We start from the raw sequence: 22,415 nt of genomic DNA, 5'->3' as shown, positions 1-22,415 counted from the left end.
CTTTAACCCATAATAACAACTACCGCGTGGGAACTTCCTGGCTGTTGTGGCGGGATAACCCTGCTTATCTCTTCTCCATTCAACAATATTTTTACAACGCCCTTCATAACACCCTGAGGGTTCTGTACGGTAATTCGGAATGTGGCACCTCGCCATCGGCGTAGTATCGAAAATTCTTTCCAGTCCGAGGGAATACAGGGATCGATAATAAGGCCTGCAAACCCAGGACGAACCCCCAAAATCCAGTGGGTCGCCGCAAAATAGGCCCAGCCTGCACTTCCGGTAAGCCAGGGGTGCCGAGCCCTACCATGGGCTGTGTGGTCCCGCCCCATGATAAACTGGCAATAGGAATAGGGCTCAGCCTGCCGAATTTCAATCTTATCATTTTGATTGTAGGGCAGAAGAGAATCGTAAAATTTCATCGCCCGGTCGGCCCTACCCAGTTTGCATTCCGCAACCCAGGCCCAGGGGTTGGGATGACTGAAAATTGCACCATTTTCTTTAACACCCTGATATACCCGGGTTATAAAACCAATACTGTCATCGGGAGTTGTGTAGCTTGGCGCATTCAGATGGAGCCCCCATGGTGAATAAAGGTACCGGTCCACCGCATCCATGGCAGAACAGGCCCGCTCGGGCGAGGCAACACCGGAAATAACTGCCCAGGTATTCGATTCCAGATGGACCTTCCCTTCCCTATCTTTCTGGGTACCGATCTTTTTCCCCTGGGCGGTGATACCACGGATGTACCACTGACCATCCCAAAGCTCTTTTTCGCATGCCGCTTTAACCCGTTCCGCAAGGGCTTTATAGGTCTGAACATCCTCATCACGTCCCAGATATTCTGCCGCTTCGATAAATGCACCCATCGCCCAGTAATGAAGGAACGAAACAAGAGCACTCTCGCCGCCACCCAGGTTCAAACAATCGTTCCAGTCCGCCCTGAGCCCCTTGCAGATACCACTTTGTCCAACCTGAGCCGCAGAAAAATCCAGAGCCCGTTTCATATGGTCGTAGACCGTAGCCGATCCTCCGTCAGCAAAACTGACCACTTGGTCAAAAAAGTCCAGATCCCCTGTCTCTTTTACATATTCACATATTGATGGAATAAGCCACAGGTGATCATCGGAACAGGTATCGTCCAGGCCATGGATAACATCCTTTAGATTTGGTGTGGGCACAACTGTAGGAGACTTAAAACCTGCCCCACGGGGCTTTTCTGGATCGAACCAGTCGGGATCAAACAGATGGAGCCCATAGCCAGCCTGAACCTGGCCCCGGAGCAGTTCAATCAGACGCTGACGGACTTTTCCGGGATTGGAATGGGGTACACACATGGCATCCTGGGCTGTATCACGGTATCCCAATCCTGTTCTGCCACCAACTTCGATAAAGGAAGCAAAACGGGACCACACCACATTGGTTTCAGCTTGGTACAGGTTCCAGGTATTAAGCATCGTATTCATCCCCTGATGGGGGGTCCTGCACTGAAAGGCATTGCACTTTTCGTTCCAATAGGCTTGCAGAGCCTGGAAAGCCTGGTCAACTACCGATACATTCGAGTATTTCTTTCTCAGTGCCGCACCCGTTTGTCGGTTTCCATCACCTAATAAGAATACAAGCCGGGCCGACGCTCCTCCGCTCAACTGCAGCCGTTTATACAATACTCCACAATGGTTTCCCCCAAGCTCGGTACTCCCGCTGCATACACCCCGTTCTACAGCCAGAGGATTCGTTTCCGTCCGGTATGGACCAATAAAGGAATCCCGAACCGCATCGAAACCATCTGCTTCTACAGAACTGGTAAAAAAGTGAAATCCATCCGGATTATAATGCTGGTCAATCTCGATGATACCCTCATGATAGCTTGAACCACTGCAGTATAGACTCATCTGGAAATTCTGGTTATCAATATCAATATGATTAAAAGAGAATTCACAGTAGGAAAAAACACTCAGGTTGCGGACCTTGGATCCCGTATTTTCGAGCACCACATCCCAAAGCTCAACGGGATCATCGAGGGGGATAAAAAGGGTCTGCTGAGCCCGTATATCCTGGTAATCACAGGAAAAAACTGAATAGGAAAGCCCATGACGAACCTGGTATCGCGCAACAGAGATATCTTTCCCCACAGGCTGCCATGAAATGGTCCAGTACTCCCCCGTATCATCGTCTCTGATATAGACGTAGTGACCTGGCCGGTCCAGGGGTACCCCATTGGGACGGAACCGGGTGATACGATGATACTGGGCGTTTTTATAAAAAAGATACCCCCCTGCATTATGGGATATCACCGCACAAAGGTCTTGTACCCCAAGATAATTTGTCCAGGAAACGGGAATATCCGGCCGGGTAATAACATATTCACGACGTTCATCATCAAAATATCCGTATTGCATAGCTAATCCTTTATATTAATTTGCAACCTTTGGATTGAAGACTCTAAAGGTCTTTTTATAGTGTAATGTAGTTACCATAACACTCCGACAGGAACAACTAATTCGCGTTCAGAGGGGTACTTTACAACAAACAAAACCTGTGTGATATCCTGATATAATTAATATATGTTTGTTCGTCCTCTGTACTTACATAGTATAGCTACTATCTGTTTTCATGTCAATCTATTAATTACCATTTACAAAATACTTGCGTATACAGAATAGTTCATTTTTAAAACTATATATAGAAAGGATTTTAGGCGCCTCTAAAACTGAACTTACATTTTAAAGGCGCCTCAGCAAATCATTACAGAATTTGTTTATAGATTACAATATTTTAGAAGTTATATCGAGCAGTCAGCTTTACAAAATCATTGTCCATGAATGTGTCGAAGGCTCCATGGGAATCGCCAAAGAACCAACCTGCTTGTACATTCACGTATAATTCATCTGCTATTTTCCAATCTAATTCTGGAATCAGTAGATATTCATTATACTCAACACCGTAGATTGCTTTTACTGAGGGTTTAATCCGTTCATGATCAAAGCTATCTGAAATTTTTAAAACGAGTTTATTATCTGATCGATAGCCCTCACTATTGTAATCTACATCTCCAACTACATCATATCCAGATCCAAGAATATAAACGCCTTGAGTCTGCATATTAAGATTAACATTATGTATCGGAATATCAATATCAAATCCTGCTACCCAGGCAAGCCGATTATTTTTCACCGCTGGATCATCACCCTCAGTATCTTTGGTAAGATAATAGGCCCCTTCCATTCTTACATTCCAGGGCCCCAGCGCAAAGGCCCCTTCAAGCCCAAAAACCTGAAGTCTGTCATAGACAAGTTCGACATTTTTTATAATTGGTCCATTAACAGTATTATATATATTATATGTCACAGAGGGAGTTTTAAAGTGACCCAGATAATAGGATAAACCCCAATCAAAAATACCTACGGTACCGGTAGCCCGCAAAGCATATTGGCTATAATCGAGGCTCAGTGTATTTGGCAAAAAATCTTCTGCACTGGAATGATCTGCTAAATATTGAGTTGCCTGTAATGAATTTATTGCCCCGCCAGTAGAATAAATCGTGCTATATTGATATCCAACATACTTTTCAAGTACATCTTTCAATGCTACAGCCTGATCAGGAACCCAGTTCCCTGAACTCGGGACCCAATCTGCGGTCATTGCAGGAGTCCACACAGCCTCTATTTGTAGTGGAAATTCCGATACATTATAGGTTACATGAACAAGGGGTTCTGCAATACGACGGTCAATATATTTAGGGAAAATAAAATCCCTATAGTCGTTTGCATTAATCATATCGACTACATGTAGTTCATCCCCTTTACCCCACACGATTTTTTTCTTTCCCGCAGAAAGGGTTACATTCCCTACATAAGCATCTACATAGGCTTCGTTAACAATATTTTCTGGTTTTTCTGAAAAATACCGGGGATCTAGATTTAATCGAATGGTAGCCTCAGAGGCACTGTTTTTATAATGTAAATCAATCCGGGCAAGGGTATTTATCTCGCTTCGGTCACCTGTATCTTTTTCGTCTCCAAGGGCTTCAATATCGTCTTGGGATATAAAAGTCTGCGCAGAACTTTCAATATAACCATTAATTTCAAGGGCACTCTTTTTGTTTTGCTCTAGTTCATCAAACTGAGCAAATACAGATTGATTAATTAATAGACACAAGACAGTCCCTAAAACAGTAGTATAACGAAACAATTTACCGTATTTCATACACACCTCTTATCGTCCCTGAGAAAGGAAGCTTGTGGTAAAGATCCGCTTATCTATGGGTTTATCAACTTCAATTTTGGTAATTACCAACCTGGTTGAATGTCCGGTCTGAACATTTTTTAAGATATTCGACATGGGGATCCAATACCCATTTATGTTTTCCAGTTTTTCCACAGTCAATTCTTTGAGCAAATTCGTCTTTTTATCGTACATCTGAGCTTTTACCGGGACCCAAGTTTTTTTATCAATCCAAGAAATACGATAGGAATATTGAGAATCGTTTGGATCTTTAGCCCATGATTTTACAACATAACAATCATAGGAATTAACGGTCTCTTCTTTTAAGAGTTCATGATTATCCCGGTCTACCTTTCTGGTTGATAGATCATCATAGGTAGCATCGGTTCCCATAAATGGTTTATCACCTTCAGAAGCAGCTATACGTCGAACAGATTTTAGTGCAGGCAGATAAATCCATTTATCATCATCCCGACCTTCATTCTGGATTTGCAAAAAACGAGTATTCTTTACCGATGCAGGTGTATGAAAAACCATTACAACTGATTTTAAATCGTTCTCACTTTTTCCCCATTCTTCAACTATTCGTGATTCGGTAGTTCCATTTTTATCGATTAAATCCATCTGAACAAGAGAATGAGAAAAATTTGGTTCCTTAACATCATAAGCATTTTGCATTATCTCTCGTCCATCAATAGCATAAACCATTGAAGCTATAAATACATTCATGAGAACCAACAGGGTACCAACACTGTGCTTTTTAATGACCATAGTAAACTCCTTATGTATTAATTATCTCACCTAGAACTGGCGAGAAATAAATTTTGGTTTTACCAAATTTAAAATAAGAGGAAGAACCGTAAGCGCGGTTACCGAACTTGTAACCATAACGACAGCAACTAAGAATCCAATATAACGAAGCACTACAAACTCAGAGAAACAAAGAACAAGGAAACCAAGCGCGACTGAACCAGCGTTAATGAGGATAGCTTTTCCAGAAACCATATAGGTATTAAACGTTACCTTTTTCAAATCATCAGATTGCAATCGTTCATGATGATAATTATTCATAAAATGAATAGTGTAATCGACACCAATTCCAATAGCGATAGAACTAATGAGACTGGTAACCATATCCAAATTGATCCCTAAAAATCCCATAATTCCGAAATTAATTAATATTGAAATTGATAATGGTAATGAACCAATAAGACCTGCTAATGGTGATTTAAAGGAAATCGCCAGGATGATGAATACACTTAAAATTGCGAGTAATAAACTGCTTAGCTGACTGGAGGTTATCATTGAGGTGAGAGAAACTTCCATTTCAGCAATACCTGAAGTTTCAAGTGAATAACCCTCAGGAAGATTCTTTTTTGCCCACCCTTTAAGATCTTTAATTACCCGTTCTACCTCGCTCGTATTGTGTGTTCTGAATTGTACCGCCATCCGAGCTGCAGAGGGTGATAACTGATCATCGGAATATTCATCAAGAGACCCTGAATACAAAACAAGATACTGGGCTATCAGGTTTTTTAATTCTTCTTTACTACTTACAGGATATTTTTCTGGATCTACAGGGATTTCATCATAAGCAGCACCTTTGTAATTAACCAGCTTTTCCATTTCTGCAAGCATACTTTCGACTGTTGGCTTTGAACCAGAAAGGGCATAGGCTTTTCGTAACAAGGCTAACATGTCTTCAAGCGTTGTTGGCTCTTGTAATTTCATTAAGGAAGAACTTTCATTATTTATTTTTGTACCTACAACAGTATTTGACGATGGAACATTTTCATCAACAAAACTTGAATCGGCAAAAAAGCTATCTCCAGAAATAACTGCACTATCATTGGAACCAATGCTTTCTTCAGATTCACTTTGAGGAGCATTCATAATTTTATTCATCCGACGAATAAAATCGGTGTATGAGATTGTTTTACCAACAATTGGATGATGAATGTGAATATAATTAGTTAGATCATCCATAGCTTTTAACACTATTGGATCTGTTAAATCGCCTTTTTCCTTTCCATGAATAACAATACTCATTAAATTACTACCGGCAAAATTATGATCTATAAATTCTACATCCTGCCGTAGCTGTGATGTCTTTGGAAAATAACTTAACAAAGCAGATTCTACATTGATTTTTGTCATACCCCATATAGAAACTACTATTATAAAGCCAATAACTACACCTACAGTTACCGCGTGATCATGTAAGACATTATTTAACTTAGCAGCACTACGAACACCAAGGTTTGTTGAATCAATACCTTTTTCATAATTCTTACGATGAGAAGTTTTTATATTCAATTTCCCATCTTTCGGAAGTGGTTTAACTATAAGAAAGGCAGGAATAAGCAAGAGAGAAAGAATTAATGCGAAGGTTACACCAATAGAGCTAAATATTGCAAAGGTCTTTAATGGAACTATTGGGCTCGTAACCGTTGAGAAGAACCCAACAATTGTAGTTACACCGGCTAAAACAACAGGCAAAACAACTTTCTTTAAAGATTTTTTAACTAATTGGGCATGCAATTCCCTATTGATTGTTGCATCTGCAAAATCATGGGCAAGTTCTTCATAATAGTGGTTTACCACATGAATACCGTATGCGGAACCAACAGCAATTAACAGAACAGGCAGACAGCTGGATACAACGGTAAAATGAATACCTAATACAGCCATGATACCAACAGTCCAAACGGTACTAAACACTACTGTTATTAATGGAAGCAAGGTCCCTTCAAGAGTTTTAAATGAAAACAGCAGTGTTAATAACACTACTATCACAACCGCAGGAACCAGCCGACTAAGATCAGATAACATATAATCTCGAGCCATCTGAGCCAGTACAGGATCACCCGCAACTCGATAATCGAATTCATCATGTTTATACTTATCAACAATACCACGCACAGTTCGATACAATTCACTCATTTTGTCTGCACTGATATTGTGATCAACGGTTAAAACAATTTCCGAACCACTACCATCTTCTGATAAAATGATCCTGCTATACATGGAAGACCAATCGGATATACGTTCCCGTAAGCGAACAAGATCAGCATCAGAACCTGAAAAATCATCAGGTAATAAATTTTCTGATACAAGTCCACCCGAAGGACTTCCTGTCACATAATCCACATTAGCTATGGATTGTACTTTAACGACACCATCTAATTTCTCAAACTCATTCGTTAAATCTCGGATTCGTTCAATAGCCTTTGCATTGATAATCGACCCATTGGGATTGTTAATTGAAACTACTAAAAAGATCTGGCTTCCATAAATCTCTTCAAGATTAATATGGTTAATATAGGACGGATGATTATGAGGAAAATATATTTTTACCTCATTATCAAGAATGATTTTAGGAATAAAAAAACCAAATATCGCTGTTATAAGCGACAGACCAATGATAATAAACCATGATCGTTTCACATCATTATGCATTTTTGCCTCCAGATAAAAATACTCTTTAAGAGTATTTATTGCACACTATGTGCAATATAATAAAACAATAATAAAGAATCAAGAGGCAAATTAAGGATCAGTTATACCACAAGAATGTTTCGTACACCCGCTGACCGTGCTAGGAAAGCAAGCTGTTCCAAAAAGGACCGTTCCGGCTGAGACATGTTCCGGAACTGCGGTCGAACACCCTGGGGACGGAAGCCAATAATCTTATAACGAGCTCTGCTCTGAGCAGCAACAAGGACCCGGCTCACTTCGCGAACCGTCTCTTCCGCATTAAACTGACCGGGAACTACCACGGTCCGCACTTCATAGAGCTTGTCGAGCCTGGCTAAGTACACCAGATTCTGCAACACAACAGCATTCGGAGCGCCGGTAAGACCAGCGTGTTCCACAGCGTCCCAGGCTTTGACATCGAGCATAAAACCCTCTGCCATTTCTACCAGTTCCGGGAGCTGACTGTAATCGGTGGATCCATTGGTATCAATAAGCGTTCCAAGTTGATGAACCTCTCGGGCGCGGCGAACAAGGGCTGTCATGAATGGCGCCTGCAGGCCGCACTCACCGCCAGAAACAGTGAGCCCCCGGATAAAAGGCAGGTAGGGGCGGATTACGTTCAGGACAGCCCCAACAGAAATGAGGCGCGTTTTTGGCGATGCTGAATGGGGGCACAGGGTGATGCAGGTTCCGCAGTCGGTACAGCGAGTTCTATCCCAGACCACCTGGCCCGCATCCAGGGAGAGGGCTCCCGCGGGGCAAGCGGGGATACAGCGCCCGCAGTGAATACAGGCCTTCCTCGTTTCCGGGTTATGGCAATACTTGCAGTCAAAATCACAGCCCTGGAGAAACACCACGGAACGATTCCCCGGACCGTCCACGGCACTGGAAGGGAGGATTTTTGCCACCAAACCTAAGGGTTCATCCATAAAACAACCTAAGACCGAAGCCGCCGCTCCAGGACCCCCAGATTATTAACTGCGTTCCGCCCCAGGGCGGTAGTGTCCTGCAGAGAAGCCTTGCCCTGGTTGAGCCGTTCAATTTCGGAACGTTTTACCAGATAACCCGTGATGCGCACCACATCCGCATCGGCTGCATAGGCACTAAAGTAACGAAGTCCGCTTTTCATGGCACCCCGGACTATATCCATAAGGTGGGCGGGATTGGTTTTTACCGTGGGCTCAAAGGCGAAGACATCGCCGATGCCGCTGGGGAAATATGTATGGAACGGTGCAGACCGAAGGATATGGTCGCTCAGCTCAGGCTCTTCTCCGATGGGGATGCGGCAGCCGGGACTGACCCCCTGGTCAGAATCGATCCCCACCTGGGCATGGAGCAGGTACCGGCCCTGGGCGGCCGCAAGGAGGGAATTGGTGTGAGCCCCTACCTGCCGGCTGATCCGGTCGATAATATCGAGGCCCAGAGCATCGGCGGCCTCAGCGTGGCCAAAGCGGCCCGATGGGGAGAACCGGTTCACGCATTCAGCGAGACCTACGATGCCAAACATGGCGGTAAATCGGTCCCGATGAATAAGGCCTTCTTCCACAAGAAAACTGGAATCGAAAAAGTTCGACTCCTCTAGGAGGAAACGGACCCGTTCATCCATATACGCAAGCTGGTTCTGCACCGCATCGGGGAGAAGCTGGTTTAAGAAATGGTCCAAGTCCTTCGCCAGGGGGGCCAGGCGGGCCAGATTCATCCGCACCAGGGTACAGGAGCCGCCCCCGACAGGAAGACCATTGTAACAGCTTGCAATGGCATAATCATCAAAGCCCAGGGCTTTAAACTCTTCGGTAAAGAGTGGATGGTTTGCAAAACTGGGCTTTGCCACTTCAAGGGCGGTCTCGCAGGCCTTGAGCAGGAAGGCTTCGCTGGTCCGCTGGGGATCAAGCTTAAGGGAAAGGTTCGGCACCGCATTTTTTTGCTCCCGGCTCAGTTCCAGGATAAGCCGCCCTGCGACGGTCTCGTCGGGGCCGATATCGGCATGGCAGAATGAGTCGTTGATGGTTCTGTCAATCTGCAGGAGGAATAGCCCAATAGCCTTGCGGGCTTCATCTTCGGAACGGACAAAGGGCTCCAAAAGGCTGTCGATATCGCCAAGATACACCGGAAACGTGGTAATACTGGGCACGTGGCGGTACAGGATAAGCAGGGCTGCCGTGGCTTCCCAGATATCCCGCGGGGGTTTCACCCCTAAAAACACAGAGCCCTGCTCCATATAGCGACGGTAGTCGGGAACCACATAGCGGGGCCGGTAGGGGGCTGAGCCTTCGTTCAAATCGCAGATAACCCCCGCATCGCGGTAGGCTTCTATTTCCTTTGATATGTTGAGCGGATTGATGGTAGCTTCGCCTACCCGGGCAAGGCCAGCGACCTTCTGCTGGTAGGTCAAAGTTTTATCGGTAATAATAGAAAAAGCCGGATCCATGGAGAAACCTCCTCGTATTAGGGTATACAATGAAGTTTAACCATGCCAGTTTTGACGACTCCATTATGGAGCCGCTCCATACCCTGCCCGTACTGCCTCCCCTACGGACACCTTAACCGGGGTTATTTATCACAGGACCTGTGATGTTAATATTATTGTAAAATTACCCTTCCTTTTTGACAAGGGGGAGGATTTGACAGGCAACCAGCCGCCTCGCAAAGAAACGGCAGGACGCATCTATCCTGCCGCCTCGCTAAAAAACAGCAGGATATTCAGTGCAGTAAAAATGGTACATTTTTCGAGTTATATTGCAATTTTGCACCAAGAATATATAATCGAACTATGATACCACGACAGTTAAGCTCCAAAATACTTCAATGGGCCACCCAATTTCCGGTTATTACGGTTACCGGGCCCCGCCAATCTGGCAAATCCACCCTTTGTAAGGCCCTTTTTCCCCACAAAACATACATCAACCTGGAGGATCTTACGCTTCGGCACATCCTCCGAGAAGATCCCCGGGGCTTTCTGGATCGGTACCCAGACGGAGCTATTTTTGATGAAATACAACGTTTACCTGAGCTTTGTTCCTATATTCAGACCCGGGTAGATATATCAGAACAGGCAGGAATGTATATTCTTACTGGTAGCTCTCAATTCGAACTCATGCAAAACATTTCCCAGTCCCTCGCCGGAAGAACCGCCATTGCCCGCTTACTCCCCTTTTCATTTTCTGAGCTGTATGTTAACGAGCCAGATACGGCACCAGCTTTGGATGAGTTATTATATACCGGATTTTATCCCCGGATTCACGATAAAAAATTACAGCCCACCGAAGCCCTTTCGTTTTATGTGGCTACCTATTTGGAGCGAGATGTTCGGCAAATATTGAATATAAAGGAATGGACAAAATTTGATCTCTTTTTACGTCTGCTCGCGGGGCGCTCAGGTCAAATTGTAAACATACAGGCTCTGGCAAATGAAACCGGTCTTAGTAATAACACCCTTGCAAGCTGGATTGGGGTTTTGGAACAGAGTAATATTATTTATAAGCTTCGACCCTATTATGCAAACGTGGGTAAACGACTAATAAAAAGCCCCAAAATCTATTTTCTCGATTCGGGTCTCCTCTGCTATTTGTTGAATATTTATAGTCCAGAGGTTCTTTCCCTCCATCCCCTTCGGGGACAGATTTACGAAAGCTTTGTGGTAGCAGAGTTATTAAAAGAACGTTATAACCAGGGGATGGCGGATAATATGTATTTTTATCGGGATCAGAAGGGCCTTGAATTGGATATTATTATTGATGAAGGAACACGTTTAATTCTTGGCGAAATTAAAAGTTCCGCCACGTTTCATCCGGACTTTCTTACAGCTCTGCATAAAGTTGCCCCCATCCTGGGGAAACCCTACCGCAGTATCCTCTTTACCGGATCCGGAGACCCGATATTTTACTACAAAGATACGGAAGTTCGGGGATATAAAAATGTGGGGAGTCAGTAGCCCTATAAACATCTACCTACCACCGGTTCATCACCTGTTCGGTCATACCGAGGACCTGGTTCAGTTCGAGCCGCTGGCCTGAATCCAGGACTACCCAGCCTGAAATGGTCCCGAAGACCTGGTGCTGAATCGATTTGATGAGCTTAAAATCAAAGTTGGATTGCCGATCCAAAATGGGGTGCATCGTTAATTCCAGCCGCTTGTCGGAGCTGGTAAAATGCCAGGGTTCCAGATGCTTGTCAGGATTAAAGTGAAAGGTTACTTCATCCAGTTTATGAATACGGCCATCGTATAAAATTGTGTTTTCTGAAGCGGGACTGCGGTCGGAAAAGCCGTATCCCAGATTTAGGCCGAGACGCTTCCCCTCATGAACCGTCGACAGGGATGCCCAGTACCAGGTATTGCTATAGGTCCACACACCCCTGCCCCAGTCCAGGCTTCCCATATCCATTGCATGGTCAAACTGATACGTTTTTGCCCCTACAGTAAAGGCACCGCTGGCCCGCATGCAGTTAATTTTCTGGTTGTAATAAAAGGCCCGCCGATTCTCCTTCCAGCTTGTGGCAATAACCGTGCGTTCCAGGTCCTCCGGCTGTTCAAGCACGATGGTTCCCGATATTCCCTGGTTACCCTCCGCATCCCGGAGCTCTGGACTGGCAAAATCGATGGTACGATGCCCTGGGCTTACTTCATACCTAATTGATAATTTTTTATTTTTAAAATTGATTTCACCCGCCACATCTGCGGCGGCAGGAAGCCCCAGGGACCCCAAAGGAAGCACCGTCATTGCATCAACCTGATGATAGTAGGACCGCTCGAAATCGAAGAAGCAGAGGGCACCCAACCCAAGATATCCCAGATCGCTCAGGGTAAAACTCATCCCAAAGCGGCCTTTGTGAGAAAAAATCATGTAATAGTCCCATTCCTTGATGCGGAATGGACTGGCCTTGATATCCTTCCGCCGGTATTCCCAATAGGGGAACCGGGCCCAGCCTTCTGTGGTTATGTGCCCCGCTTCATCCAGAAGCGGACAGGGGGCGTTTATTTCCCGTTGCATACTGTAAGTAGGGCCTACTGAAAATGTCTAAAAATGATATTTCAAAACTTTTTTACGTTAAAATGGGTTTAATTTAGTATACTAAAACTTTCAAATATGATTTATGAGGTTTAAAACCAAGTAAAAATAAAAAGCGCATAAAAAGATCCCTCAGGATCTTTTCACAGTTGGTCAGCAATACACATACCATGATTGCTGTTTCACTAGTTTCGCGTAATTTTTCATAGATTGTACCAAGACCAAACTTTCGTTTCATATATCCAAAGCCACCTTCAATCGCTTGTCGAATGGCTTCGTCAAGTCTTTGAATCTTTCGTAGCTGTCGTACTATCTTTTTATTCTCTAATGTTTCTTTAATCGGTCTGCCTAAGGGTGGTCCAGACAATCGTATTCCTCGAGCTTCACAATAGGCTCGGTTTGCTCGTGTCCGATATATTTTATCGGCATGCACCGATTCCGGATATCGACCACATCGCCTCTTATATTTTTCTATTTGTGTTGGCAAATCTTCTTGTTCGTTATAGGGTTCCCATTGTAATCGATCTATAAAAATCATCCCGTGTTCGGTCATCGATGCTGATAGTTTTGCTCCGAATTCAAAGGCCGCTTTTGCTTTACCTCGGGCTATTGGTCGTACATGGGGTTGACTGATACTGACGATTTTTCCCGATATCGAATGGGTCTTTCCCTTATACATCTGTACCTGTTGCCGGTAAACCTCATGTATCACGATAAGATCACGTCGCTGTTTTGCACTCAACGTTGTACTGGGAACCTTGTTTTGTAATTCATTGATAGTCCGTAAATTACGTCGTATGTATTGGAGTTGGGTCCGAATCGCTCTGCGTATTTCTTTTTTGTTCTTCGTCGCCCTCGTATAAAATTGAGATATTTGATACGGGCCTGTTTTCTATAGGTTCGTGGTTTTATGGTGAGCTCACTCGCTTCATATAACGTATCAATTATCTTTTCTGTTTTCCTTCGCGCTTCATCCAATAAAGTGACATCATGGGGATGCCGGATATCCTGGGGGACGCACGTGGCATCTATAATGAGTTGCCCTCGATTTCCATGATCATGGTCATCCTTTTGGTTTTCTTTGTTCTGTTTTTTTTCAGATTCTGCTTCTACCTGTTCTTGATACCGTTTCGCTATCAACTCATTTATCTGTGCTATTGCATCAGGTCCAAGCCGTTTTCGAAAATGAACCATCATGCTTGGATCAAAGGGTTTTTCATCTTTGTAAGATTCATATCCTAAAAAATATTGCAGGTAATGGTTCTCTCGTATTGTTTCTACCGTTTCTTCATCTGTTAATTGTAATTTCTCTTTTATCAATAATGATCCCAAGGCGAGCCGTACGGTCTTGGCTGTTCTTCCAATTCGTTTTGAAAAACATTTTTTATATTCAGCTTCTATCTCTTCCCATGGAATAATTGCGGCTAATCGTACCCATCGATTATCTTCTCGTAAATGTCCTCCGAAGGGTACATAAAAGTCTTCAAACTCAGGTACCTGTTCCTTTTCCTTATACATCGTTACCCCATAGTAAAGTGCACGCTTTTTAAGGCCTTACCCCTTTCTTCCGTGCACTTCTTATTGAGATTATCTCTGTATTTGCTTCTTTTGTAAAGAGTTGTTTGTTTTTCAGGAAGCCCTAAGTATAGAACCGCCACAGTTTTTTACAATATCAGACCTTTCAGCGAGTCCTTCGGAACAGCCGAACTGGGTATGGGAAGCCTTTGCGGATCGGGTTATGGGCGGGAAATCGGAACTCGCAGAGCCCCTTATTATTCAGGTTGATGAATCCAAGGCCCTGGTTTTAGCGGGGCGGGTGGTTACTAAGGGGGGCGGTTTTATTCAGGTGCGTCTGAGAAACACCAAGGGTTTATTCGATGCTTCTGCGTATTCCGGAGTCAAATTAACCCCAGGGCCCACCCGTTCTACCATCCGTATACCCTGGTCGGCCTTTGTGGCAGAAAGTACGGGGAAAAAAGCTGTACGAACCAACTATATTTCCAGTGTTGCCCTTGTAGCGGCTTTCGAAGACTTTAATGCCTATATGAGAATTTATCGGGTTGCCTTTTACCGGTAAAAAACTTACGGCCCCTTCGTTCCGCCTTCAGGCGGCACCGCAAGGAAGCCTATTGTATGGCCCACCTCGGGTGGACCACGGTACAAGTCCAGCAGGGCCTCCAGATGAAAAAAGCCGCCTTACGGCGGCTTTTTTTGGGCCCTGCTGGACTTGCCTTCCAGGGCTCAGCTTCCTGCTTCACCCTTCCAGGCCGTCTTCGGGGCCTGCCGGGGCCTTCCTGGCCCCTCTTCCTCACATCCGTTCGGCGGCCCCTCCGTTTCAATTCCATCAGGGCCTCCAGATGAAAAAAGCCGCCTTACGGCGGCTTTTTTGGGCCCTGCTGGACTTGAACCAGCGACCTACGGATTATGAGTCCGCAGCTCTGACCAACTGAGCTAAGGGCCCGGGGCACTCTTTTTTACATTGAATAGGGAAAAAAGTCAAGCTCGGAGCCTGGGCGGGTTATAGAAGTGTTGCTGGGGGTCCTGGCGTTGCGAACATAGGGGCCCTTTCATTCCCTATGTTCTCCGCGCCACCCCCAGCACATTTCCTGTCCCGTCCAGGCTCCGGCTTTCAGCGGAGGGGGGAGTAAAAAGCGGTAAGCTATACGGAAATTTTGTTGCAAATAGGGTGAGAGTACCGCAGAGGAGCCTGGGCTGGTTTGTTGCCTCTACTGGGGCTCCTGTCTGCAGCATCCGTGCTGACGCAGAACTCTGGGAACAGAGTTCTGCGGAAATGTAGTGGCCCGACATCCCTGTCGGGCGGGGTCCTTTAGTTCCCGTAGTTTCCCCAGCCACCCCCAGCACATTTCCTGTCCAGGCTCCGGCTTTCAGCGGAGGGGGGGGGTACAGAAAGAATACCATCATGAAAAGCTTAGGGGCTTTCCTAAATCCAATTTTCAAATTTCAAATCTTTAATTCTTTCAAATTCTCTGGTGTTGTTTGTAACTAAAATTAAATCCCGTGCAATGGCCTGTGCTGCAATTTGCATATCATAAGATCCGATTACTTGTCCTCTTTTTTCTAATTCTGCTCTGACTATTCCAAATACTTCCGCATCAGCATCATCAAAGGGTAAAATATCAAATCCGGAAACAAAGTCGACAAGGGCGATTTTATTTCGTTCTCTGTTTCTACTTTTACATACACCATACTCAAGTTCACCAACCGATATAGCGGATAATTTCACCTGTGAAGGTTTTAGCTGTTTAATTTTTTCAACAACAACTCTTGGATTGTTATTTATGATATATATGCAGATGTTTGTGTCCAACAGATACATTATAAGCCATCTCGCTCCTGAACAGGGGGCTGATTCCTCCCATCGACCATAAAATCATCTGTAAATTCTGAAAGACTCCTTTCAAAAGCTTCCCAAGGATTTTTTTTAGGGAAAAGAATAATAGTGCTTCCTATTTTCTTTATGTACAGCTCCTTATCATCAACTTGATATTCTTTGGGGAGACGTACCGCTTGACTGTTACCACTCATAAAAACTTTAGTGCTTAGCATATGGAACCTCGCCTGATTATAGTATACACAATTATATATACATTATCAAGTTTTCATAAGAGGGCATGCCGCTCGGAGCCTGGGCTGGTTGTAAAAGTATTGCTGGTGGTCCTGGCGTTGCAAACATAGGGGCCCTTTCATTCCCTATGTTTTCCACGCCACCCCCAGCACTTCTTCTGTTCAGCCCAGGCTCCGGCTTTCAGCGGAAAGGAGAGAAAGGAAAGCGGTAATTTTTACGAAAATTTTGTTGCATATAAGTCAGAGTGCCACAGAGAAGCCTGGGCTGGTTGTAAAAGTATTGCTGGTGGTCCTGTCTGCAGCATCCGTGCTGACGCAGAACTCTGGAAATAGAGTTCTGCGGAAATGTAGTGGCCCGACATCCCTGTCGGGCGGGGCCCTTTCATTCCCTATGTTTTCCACGCCACCCCCAGCACTTCTTCTGTTCAGCCCAGGCTCCGGCTTTCAGTGGAGGGGGATAGATGAAATCGACAGGCTGTAGCAGCTAGCGGATAGTTTGCTACAGCTGAGAGAATATGTTGCTGAAGGCGGGTGGAGAGGAGCCTGGGCTGGTTGAAGTAAGTGCTTTATTTTAGTTAAAAGTGCGGAAAGGGGGCTTACAAAAAAAATAACATGGGGTGTCTGTGGGAAATATGGGGGATACAGGGGGTCCCCCATATTTCCCACAGACAGGACCCCTAGTAAAATTATGTGTAGCCCCCTATCCGCAACTTGTGAAAATAAGGATTGCTTCAGTACATAACTCAGTTATCACGACCTTTCGCACAAGATTAAGAATCACTTGACCTGGTATGCATATCACATTACATTTGCATACAGGAGGTTTATATGCCTTTACTTCAAGTGAGAGATTTTCCCGAGGACTTATATAAGACTCTAGCAGAGATCGCAGAACAGGATAATCGTAGTATTGCACAAGAAACCATCGTTTTACTAAAAAAAGCCTTAAACTATAAAGAAAGCAGACAAGCTCGAAGGAAACGAATTCTCAATGAGATTTATAATAATCCTATTAGGAATGTAGAAACCTTTCCCGATCCAGCGGCTCTCATTCGTGAGGATCGTGAAAGATGATTATAGTTCTAGATGCTAGTGCGGGAATTGAAATAGGATTAGGAAGAGAAAATTCTCAACGATATCGAGAGACATTAGAAAAAGCTACGAAGATAATTACTTCAGATCTATATAAAGCAGAAGTTACCAATGTACTTTGGAAGTACGTAAAAGAAAAACTCCTAAACAAAGACGAAGCACTGCAAAGGCTGCAATACTGCCTTAATCTAATTGATGAATTCATAGATATTGCAGATAACAATTACGAATCACTCATTGAAAGTATAAGATAAACCATTCTGTTTATGATGTACTCTATCTGACAGTTGCTAGACGAACTGGAGCTCTGTTAATAACACAGGATAAAGCATTAAGAGAAAAGGCGAAAGAACAAGGAATAGATATATTAGACTAGTTTCCCGCAATACCCGATAAGGTGAGAAAAGGTGGTATATTTATCAATATGAAGAAAAATAATCTTGCAGGAGTCCTCGGGGTTTTCCTGTGCCTGACGGGAAGCCTTTGGTCTGAGCAGTTTCGCTTTTCCTATACGGCGGGAGATAAGTACCGCTTTCTCTCTACGGTACAGGAAGATGTGTACATCAATCGCGTCTTAAGCCATCAGGCGGAGATTCTCAACCGGATCGCAGTAACCGTGACCAGCGTCTCCAACGGGGCTGGCCGCCACGAGGCGGTATTCCAGACCTCAGAACGCTCTGTTGGCCTTGGCTCTGGAAACACCTTTCAGTGGAGCCAGGAATACAGCTCAGTCTTTGATCGGGACCCCCTGGGGAAATATACCATCGGCCCAAACTATTATATGCCCGTGGTCCGGGATGTCCCCCTGTTCCCCGACCGGGATGTCCAGGTTGGGGAAACCTGGAGCGCTCCGGGGGAAGAGGTACATGATTTCCGAACAAGCTTTGGAATTCGAGCCCCCTATCGGATTCCCTTTACCGCAACCTATACCTATCTGGGGCTAAAGTCCTACAATGGCACCGAGTATCCTGCCATATCCATTAGTTACCGGATTTTTGAAGAACCGAAACGGGTGTCTGGCAACCTCTGGCCCACGCGGATTATGGGAGCCTCAGACCAGATTCTCTACTGGAACCGGGAACTGGGTCAGCCTGCGGCCTATACAGAGCAGTTTCGCATCATTCTGGAACTTTCCAATGGCACCACGGTGGAATACCGGGGAAGCGGCAAGGCGGATATTATCGAAGCGGCACCGATGAACCGGGAAAAGGTAGCCCAGGAAATAGCCCAGGATATAAACCAGCTGGGAATTCAGAATACAACCGTGCGGGTGGTCCCTGAGGGCGTCACCATCAGCCTGGAAAACATTCAGTTTCAGCCAGATTCATCAATATTACTGCCCTCTGAAAAGGCTAAGCTTGACCAGATTGCGGAGATCCTGAAGCGATATCCAGATCGGGATATATTGATTGGCGGCCACACCGCCCTGGCAGGTACCGCCGAAGGCCGGCAAAAGCTTTCTGAAGAGCGGGCCGCCGCAGTGGCGGAATACCTCATCAGCCGGGGGGCAAGACAGCCAACCCAGGTCGTTGTTCGCGGATTTGGTGCAGAAAAACCCATTGCAGATAACAGCACCGAAGCAGGCAGGCAGAAAAACCGCAGGGTAGAAATTACCATCCTCGAAAATTAATTAAGTTGATGAATTTCGCCCGGCTTCGCCCATAGGGCATGCTTTGCAAATCAATGTCAAATTTCTCTACCTTGACCCTATGGGTACATCTGTGATACCACATAGATACCCATGAACTACGCAGACCCCAATCGGCTTGGAATCCTGGCATGTCCAGGGGGTGAACAATTTGCCAACGAGGTAATTGTTCATCTCAAGCGTCTTTATCGTCGTAGATTTGAAAACAAAGCAACCATCCTGTCCAAACGCTACACCATGGATAAGGAAGCGGTTATCCGTGAAATCAACTTTGCTAATGATGTGGTTATTTCGAGCAACAACTCAAAGGGCGATATTCAAAAATTTCGCTCCCCGCCTTTCAAAATTCCAGCCCGATTTACCTACTTTCCCAACGGTGAAATAAAGGCAGAAATTTTAGAATCTATCCGCGGCAAGGATATCTTTATTTTTCAGGATGTAGAAAACCATCATCCCCTTCCTTTTAATGATGGTAAAAACATAAAGGTACTGTCGGTTAATGACCACATCATGAACCTACTCGTTACCGTTGATGCGGCGAAACATGCGGGGGCTGAACGAATAACCCTGGTTTTGCCCGTATACCCCTATTCCCGCCAGCATAAAAAGAAGGGCCGGGAAGGGCTCACCGCAAGCCGTATCGGTAAAATGCTGGAATCCATGGGGGTGGATCGGATTATTACCCTGGATATTCATTCCCGGGAAATCGAAAACGCCTTTAACATGCTCCACATGGAAAACCTCCATGCGAGTTATCAGATTATCCGTAAGCTTTCCCAGATTACCGATATACACACCGAAGATTTTGTGGTGGTATCCCCCGACACGGGGGCTGTGGACCGGAATAAGTTCTATGCCACCAGCCTGAAAAAACCCCTGGCCCTGCTCTACAAAGAACGGGATTATTCCCGGGTTACCCAGAATGCGCTGGATAACAATATCGCCGAGATAAAACTGCTGGGGAATGTCCAGGGGAAAACCGTCTTTATGGCCGACGATATGCTCGGTACCGGCGGAACCCTCCTAAAGGCAATGAAATTCCTGAAAGATCAGGGGGCAAAGGATGTGATCTGTGCCATCAGCCTACCCTTCTTTTCCGGTGAAGCCATAGATTTATTCGAAAAGGCCTACCGGGAAGGTCTCTTTTACCGTATCATCGGGACCAATGCGGTATACCACGAGGACCTCCTGAAACGGGAATGGTATGCCAGCGTAAACATCACTAGTCTCTTTGCCCAAACCATTTCCCGGCTCCATCATGGCCGCTCCTTAAGCTCCCTCTTGGACAACCGGGACATAATAGAAAAACTTATCGCGAAAACCTAATTATGGAACAGGCGGCCTACATTCTCTGTGCCGATATTGGAACATCCTCCCTTAAAGCCGCCTGTATTTCCACATCAGGACAATTACTCGCCTTTGTCCGCGAACCCTACCCCGCCGACCGGGTCCTTACTGGGACGGTCCACGCTGCAGACTGGGAAGAAGCCTTTACCCGCGCGGTGGGAGCCCTCCATGGGGTTATGCAGCAACGGGGCAACAGGGCCGAACTTGCAGGCATCGCTATTTCCGGCAATGGGCCTACACTGGTACCGGTAACACGGACCGGAGAAGCCCTGTTGCCCCTGCACTGGCACGACGGCCGGGTCGCCGCCAGCACCGATGAAAAACGCCATCCGTCCCTCTTTCTGCCCCACGCGGCCTACCTGGCTAGCAAAGAGCCCGCCCAATACGAAGCCACGGAGCGGTTTTTATCAACCCATGAATGGCTTTCCTGGCGCCTCGGTGCGGAACCGGTCACGGTCATCCCCAATAGGGCCTACATACCCTATTATTGGGATACGGCCCAAATCAGAGCCTACGGACTCGATGCGGACCACTTCCCACCCTTTGTTGAACAGGGCCAACCCATCGGAACCATTTCTGCCGCCGCTTCCCAACGGACCGGCTTACCTGCGGGCACACCCATCATTTCGGGTGGTCCAGATTTTATCACCGCCCTTATCGGAACCGGTGTTGTCGCCCCAGGCATGGTATTGGACCGGGCGGGAACATCCGAAGGGATTAATGTGTGCACCACGCAAGGAAGCAAAGCCCGGGGCTTGCGGACCCTGCCCCATATTCAGGAAGGACTCTGGAATGTGGGGGCCATGCTTCCCACCACGGGCCGGCTTTTTGAATGGTTCCGCCACATTACGGGGCAGGAAAACCGGGATTACCGGGAAATGCTGGCGGAAATTCTTCAGTGCAAACAATGTACCAAGGCCCGGGACTATTTCTTCCCCGATATCCGTTCTTCGGGCAGTCTCCGAATCTCCAGCGCCTTCTTTTCTACAGCGGGGCTTACCAACCGGGCCGAGCTTGGGTATGCGGTGATAGAATCGATTGCCTTTATGGTGCGCAGAGCCATTGAACAACTGGAACAAGAGGGCTACCGAATCGAAGGGATGCGGCTTTCCGGGGGTCAGGCGAAGAACTCCTATTGGAACCAATTTAAGGCCGATGTTACCGGCCGCTGGCTTGCAATCCCAGAGATTACCGACGGGGAACTAGCGGGCAATGCCTGTCTGGCCATGAAGGGCCTGGGCCTCTCCCCCAGCCTCGAAGCGGCCATAGAACAGACGGTAAAAATAAAAGAAGTCTTTGAGCCGGTCCAACAACACTATGCCATGCATTCCGAACGGTTCGAAGTCTATACATCGATGCTCCAAAAAATGGAACGGTTCTTTGAATGAAGCTGTACCACATACCAGACCGCGTGTCGGGCCTCATCTTTGATATGGACGGCACCCTCTATACCCACCATGAGTACGCGGAACATCAGAATATCGTCCTCATTCAGCGCCTGGCAGAACTGCGCAACCTTTCCTATGAAGAAATGCGTTTCCAGATTGATGAATACCGCCGCGCCTGGGCTCTAGCCCATGGGGGTGAAACCTTGAGCCTCGGCAACACCATGATGGCCTTTGGAATACCCATAGAAGAAAGCATCCACTGGCGAAGTGAGCTCATCCATCCTGAACACTTTCTTGTGCATGACCCTCAGCTCCGGGAAACCCTCCTTGCCCTGAGCAGGCGGGCGGGGCTTGCGGTGGTAACCAATAACCCCACCGATATTGCCCGCCGGACCCTTTCTACCCTGGGCGTCCTGGACCTTTTTAACAGTATTGTGGGCCTTGACACCTTTAAGGCATCCAAACCCCACGACCAGAGTTTTCTTAAGGCCGCCCAGGACCTGAAAGCCCCGGTCTCAGCCTGTGTGGCTATCGGGGACCGGTACGACATCGATATAGCCCTGCCCTTACAGCTGGGGATGGGGGGCATCCTCGTGGATGGGGTAGAAGATGTACATCGAATCTTGACGATACTGCAAAAACCGTGAG

18 protein-coding genes, 1 tRNA gene and 1 pseudogene are annotated in these 22,415 nt (G+C 46.1%); 9 read left to right on the top strand and 11 right to left on the bottom strand.

What is annotated here, in order from left to right; translation table 11 throughout:
• Positions 1–2: 2 nt before the first annotated feature.
• The 6 genes from SPICA_RS01475 to SPICA_RS01450 all read right to left on the bottom strand — a co-directional run bounded on the left by SPICA_RS01475 (position 3) and on the right by SPICA_RS01450 (position 10,129).
• Positions 3–2,399, bottom strand: a complete 2,397-nt coding sequence (locus SPICA_RS01475; RefSeq protein ID WP_013967769.1) for a glycoside hydrolase family 94 protein — start codon at positions 2,397–2,399, stop codon at positions 3–5.
• A 376-nt stretch (positions 2,400–2,775) separates the two neighbouring features.
• Positions 2,776–4,206, bottom strand: a complete 1,431-nt coding sequence (locus tag SPICA_RS01470) for a DUF1302 family protein (RefSeq protein WP_013967768.1) — start codon at positions 4,204–4,206, stop codon at positions 2,776–2,778.
• A 9-nt stretch (positions 4,207–4,215) separates the two neighbouring features.
• The gene (locus tag SPICA_RS01465) at positions 4,216–4,995 is read right to left on the bottom strand and encodes an outer membrane lipoprotein-sorting protein (protein ID WP_013967767.1); all 780 of its coding nucleotides are present in this window, start codon (positions 4,993–4,995) and stop codon (positions 4,216–4,218) included.
• Positions 4,996–5,025: 30 nt separating this feature from the next.
• A complete protein-coding gene (locus SPICA_RS01460) occupies positions 5,026–7,683 on the bottom strand; it encodes an efflux RND transporter permease subunit (RefSeq protein WP_013967766.1) in 2,658 nt (885 codons plus the stop codon).
• Between the two features lie 101 nt (positions 7,684–7,784).
• Positions 7,785–8,630, bottom strand: a complete 846-nt coding sequence (locus SPICA_RS01455) for a YjjW family glycine radical enzyme activase (RefSeq protein ID WP_013967765.1) — start codon at positions 8,628–8,630, stop codon at positions 7,785–7,787.
• Between the two features lie 8 nt (positions 8,631–8,638).
• A complete protein-coding gene (locus SPICA_RS01450) occupies positions 8,639–10,129 on the bottom strand; it encodes a YjjI family glycine radical enzyme (RefSeq protein WP_013967764.1) in 1,491 nt (496 codons plus the stop codon).
• A gap of 342 nt (positions 10,130–10,471) precedes the next feature.
• Between SPICA_RS01450 and SPICA_RS01445 the strand changes: the two genes are divergently transcribed.
• Entirely contained in the window at positions 10,472–11,632 is a 1,161-nt protein-coding gene (locus SPICA_RS01445) for an ATP-binding protein (protein WP_013967763.1), read from the top strand.
• Between the two features lie 16 nt (positions 11,633–11,648).
• On the opposite strand, the gene SPICA_RS01440 is transcribed toward SPICA_RS01445, so the two are convergent.
• Both SPICA_RS01440 and SPICA_RS15155 read right to left on the bottom strand, forming a co-directional pair.
• A complete protein-coding gene (locus SPICA_RS01440) occupies positions 11,649–12,689 on the bottom strand; it encodes a DUF2804 domain-containing protein (RefSeq protein ID WP_013967762.1) in 1,041 nt (346 codons plus the stop codon).
• Positions 12,690–12,762: 73 nt separating this feature from the next.
• Positions 12,763–14,225: pseudogene (locus SPICA_RS15155) on the bottom strand (IS5 family transposase).
• Positions 14,226–14,325: 100 nt separating this feature from the next.
• Between SPICA_RS15155 and SPICA_RS01425 the strand changes: the two are divergent.
• A complete protein-coding gene (locus tag SPICA_RS01425) occupies positions 14,326–14,784 on the top strand; it encodes a CIA30 family protein (protein ID WP_013967761.1) in 459 nt (152 codons plus the stop codon).
• A gap of 56 nt (positions 14,785–14,840) precedes the next feature.
• Entirely contained in the window at positions 14,841–15,068 is a 228-nt protein-coding gene (locus SPICA_RS01420; protein ID WP_041396100.1) for a hypothetical protein, read from the top strand.
• 26 nt (positions 15,069–15,094) lie between these two features.
• Here the strand turns inward: SPICA_RS01420 and SPICA_RS01415 are convergent.
• From SPICA_RS01415 to vapB, 3 genes are all read right to left on the bottom strand, one after another.
• Positions 15,095–15,168, bottom strand: a tRNA-Ile gene (locus SPICA_RS01415).
• A gap of 480 nt (positions 15,169–15,648) precedes the next feature.
• The gene (gene vapC / locus SPICA_RS01405) at positions 15,649–16,044 is read right to left on the bottom strand and encodes a type II toxin-antitoxin system tRNA(fMet)-specific endonuclease VapC (protein WP_013967759.1); all 396 of its coding nucleotides are present in this window, start codon (positions 16,042–16,044) and stop codon (positions 15,649–15,651) included.
• The gene (vapB, locus tag SPICA_RS01400) at positions 16,044–16,274 is read right to left on the bottom strand and encodes a type II toxin-antitoxin system antitoxin VapB (protein WP_013967758.1); all 231 of its coding nucleotides are present in this window, start codon (positions 16,272–16,274) and stop codon (positions 16,044–16,046) included. Before vapB ends, vapC begins: the two co-directional genes overlap by 1 nt.
• An 846-nt stretch (positions 16,275–17,120) precedes the next feature.
• On the opposite strand from vapB, the gene SPICA_RS01395 reads away from it, so the two are divergent.
• From SPICA_RS01395 to SPICA_RS01370, 6 genes are all read left to right on the top strand, one after another.
• Entirely contained in the window at positions 17,121–17,366 is a 246-nt protein-coding gene (locus tag SPICA_RS01395; RefSeq protein WP_013967757.1) for a hypothetical protein, read from the top strand.
• Entirely contained in the window at positions 17,363–17,638 is a 276-nt protein-coding gene (locus SPICA_RS01390; protein WP_052296314.1) for a type II toxin-antitoxin system VapC family toxin, read from the top strand. The genes SPICA_RS01395 and SPICA_RS01390 overlap by 4 nt, the downstream gene beginning before the upstream one ends.
• A 170-nt stretch (positions 17,639–17,808) precedes the next feature.
• Positions 17,809–19,014, top strand: a complete 1,206-nt coding sequence (locus tag SPICA_RS01385) for an OmpA family protein (RefSeq protein WP_013967756.1) — start codon at positions 17,809–17,811, stop codon at positions 19,012–19,014.
• 111 nt (positions 19,015–19,125) lie between these two features.
• On the top strand, positions 19,126–20,358 hold the full coding sequence (gene prs, locus SPICA_RS01380; RefSeq protein WP_013967755.1) for a ribose-phosphate diphosphokinase: 1,233 nt from the start codon (positions 19,126–19,128) through the stop codon (positions 20,356–20,358).
• Between the two features lie 2 nt (positions 20,359–20,360).
• Positions 20,361–21,767 carry a xylulokinase gene (locus tag SPICA_RS01375; RefSeq protein WP_013967754.1) on the top strand — a complete coding sequence of 469 codons (1,407 nt, stop codon included), beginning with the start codon at positions 20,361–20,363 and terminating at the stop codon, positions 21,765–21,767.
• On the top strand, positions 21,764–22,414 hold the full coding sequence (locus tag SPICA_RS01370) for an HAD family hydrolase (protein ID WP_013967753.1): 651 nt from the start codon (positions 21,764–21,766) through the stop codon (positions 22,412–22,414). Before SPICA_RS01375 ends, SPICA_RS01370 begins: the two co-directional genes overlap by 4 nt.
• The last annotated feature ends 1 nt before the right edge of the window (position 22,415 follow it).

Source organism: Gracilinema caldarium DSM 7334 (assembly GCF_000219725.1).
GTDB classification, from domain to species: Bacteria; Spirochaetota; Spirochaetia; order Treponematales; family Breznakiellaceae; genus Gracilinema; species Gracilinema caldarium.
The sequence above is the reverse complement of the archived record's forward strand: the minus strand, read 5'-3'. Positions and strand labels throughout refer to the sequence as shown.

Coding starts and splice junctions, on each gene's coding strand:
- SPICA_RS01475 (WP_013967769.1), bottom strand. CDS start 2,399: ATGCAATACGGATATTTTGATGATGAACGTCGTGAATATGTTATTACC.
- SPICA_RS01470 (WP_013967768.1), bottom strand. CDS start 4,206: ATGAAATACGGTAAATTGTTTCGTTATACTACTGTTTTAGGGACTGTC.
- SPICA_RS01465 (WP_013967767.1), bottom strand. CDS start 4,995: ATGGTCATTAAAAAGCACAGTGTTGGTACCCTGTTGGTTCTCATGAAT.
- SPICA_RS01460 (WP_013967766.1), bottom strand. CDS start 7,683: ATGCATAATGATGTGAAACGATCATGGTTTATTATCATTGGTCTGTCG.
- SPICA_RS01455 (WP_013967765.1), bottom strand. CDS start 8,630: ATGGATGAACCCTTAGGTTTGGTGGCAAAAATCCTCCCTTCCAGTGCC.
- SPICA_RS01450 (WP_013967764.1), bottom strand. CDS start 10,129: ATGGATCCGGCTTTTTCTATTATTACCGATAAAACTTTGACCTACCAG.
- SPICA_RS01445 (WP_013967763.1), top strand. CDS start 10,472: ATGATACCACGACAGTTAAGCTCCAAAATACTTCAATGGGCCACCCAA.
- SPICA_RS01440 (WP_013967762.1), bottom strand. CDS start 12,689: ATGCAACGGGAAATAAACGCCCCCTGTCCGCTTCTGGATGAAGCGGGG.
- SPICA_RS01420 (WP_041396100.1), top strand. CDS start 14,841: ATGGCCCACCTCGGGTGGACCACGGTACAAGTCCAGCAGGGCCTCCAG.
- vapC (WP_013967759.1), bottom strand. CDS start 16,044: ATGTATCTGTTGGACACAAACATCTGCATATATATCATAAATAACAAT.
- vapB (WP_013967758.1), bottom strand. CDS start 16,274: ATGCTAAGCACTAAAGTTTTTATGAGTGGTAACAGTCAAGCGGTACGT.
- SPICA_RS01395 (WP_013967757.1), top strand. CDS start 17,121: ATGCCTTTACTTCAAGTGAGAGATTTTCCCGAGGACTTATATAAGACT.
- SPICA_RS01390 (WP_052296314.1), top strand. CDS start 17,363: ATGATTATAGTTCTAGATGCTAGTGCGGGAATTGAAATAGGATTAGGA.
- SPICA_RS01385 (WP_013967756.1), top strand. CDS start 17,809: ATGAAGAAAAATAATCTTGCAGGAGTCCTCGGGGTTTTCCTGTGCCTG.
- prs (WP_013967755.1), top strand. CDS start 19,126: ATGAACTACGCAGACCCCAATCGGCTTGGAATCCTGGCATGTCCAGGG.
- SPICA_RS01375 (WP_013967754.1), top strand. CDS start 20,361: ATGGAACAGGCGGCCTACATTCTCTGTGCCGATATTGGAACATCCTCC.
- SPICA_RS01370 (WP_013967753.1), top strand. CDS start 21,764: ATGAAGCTGTACCACATACCAGACCGCGTGTCGGGCCTCATCTTTGAT.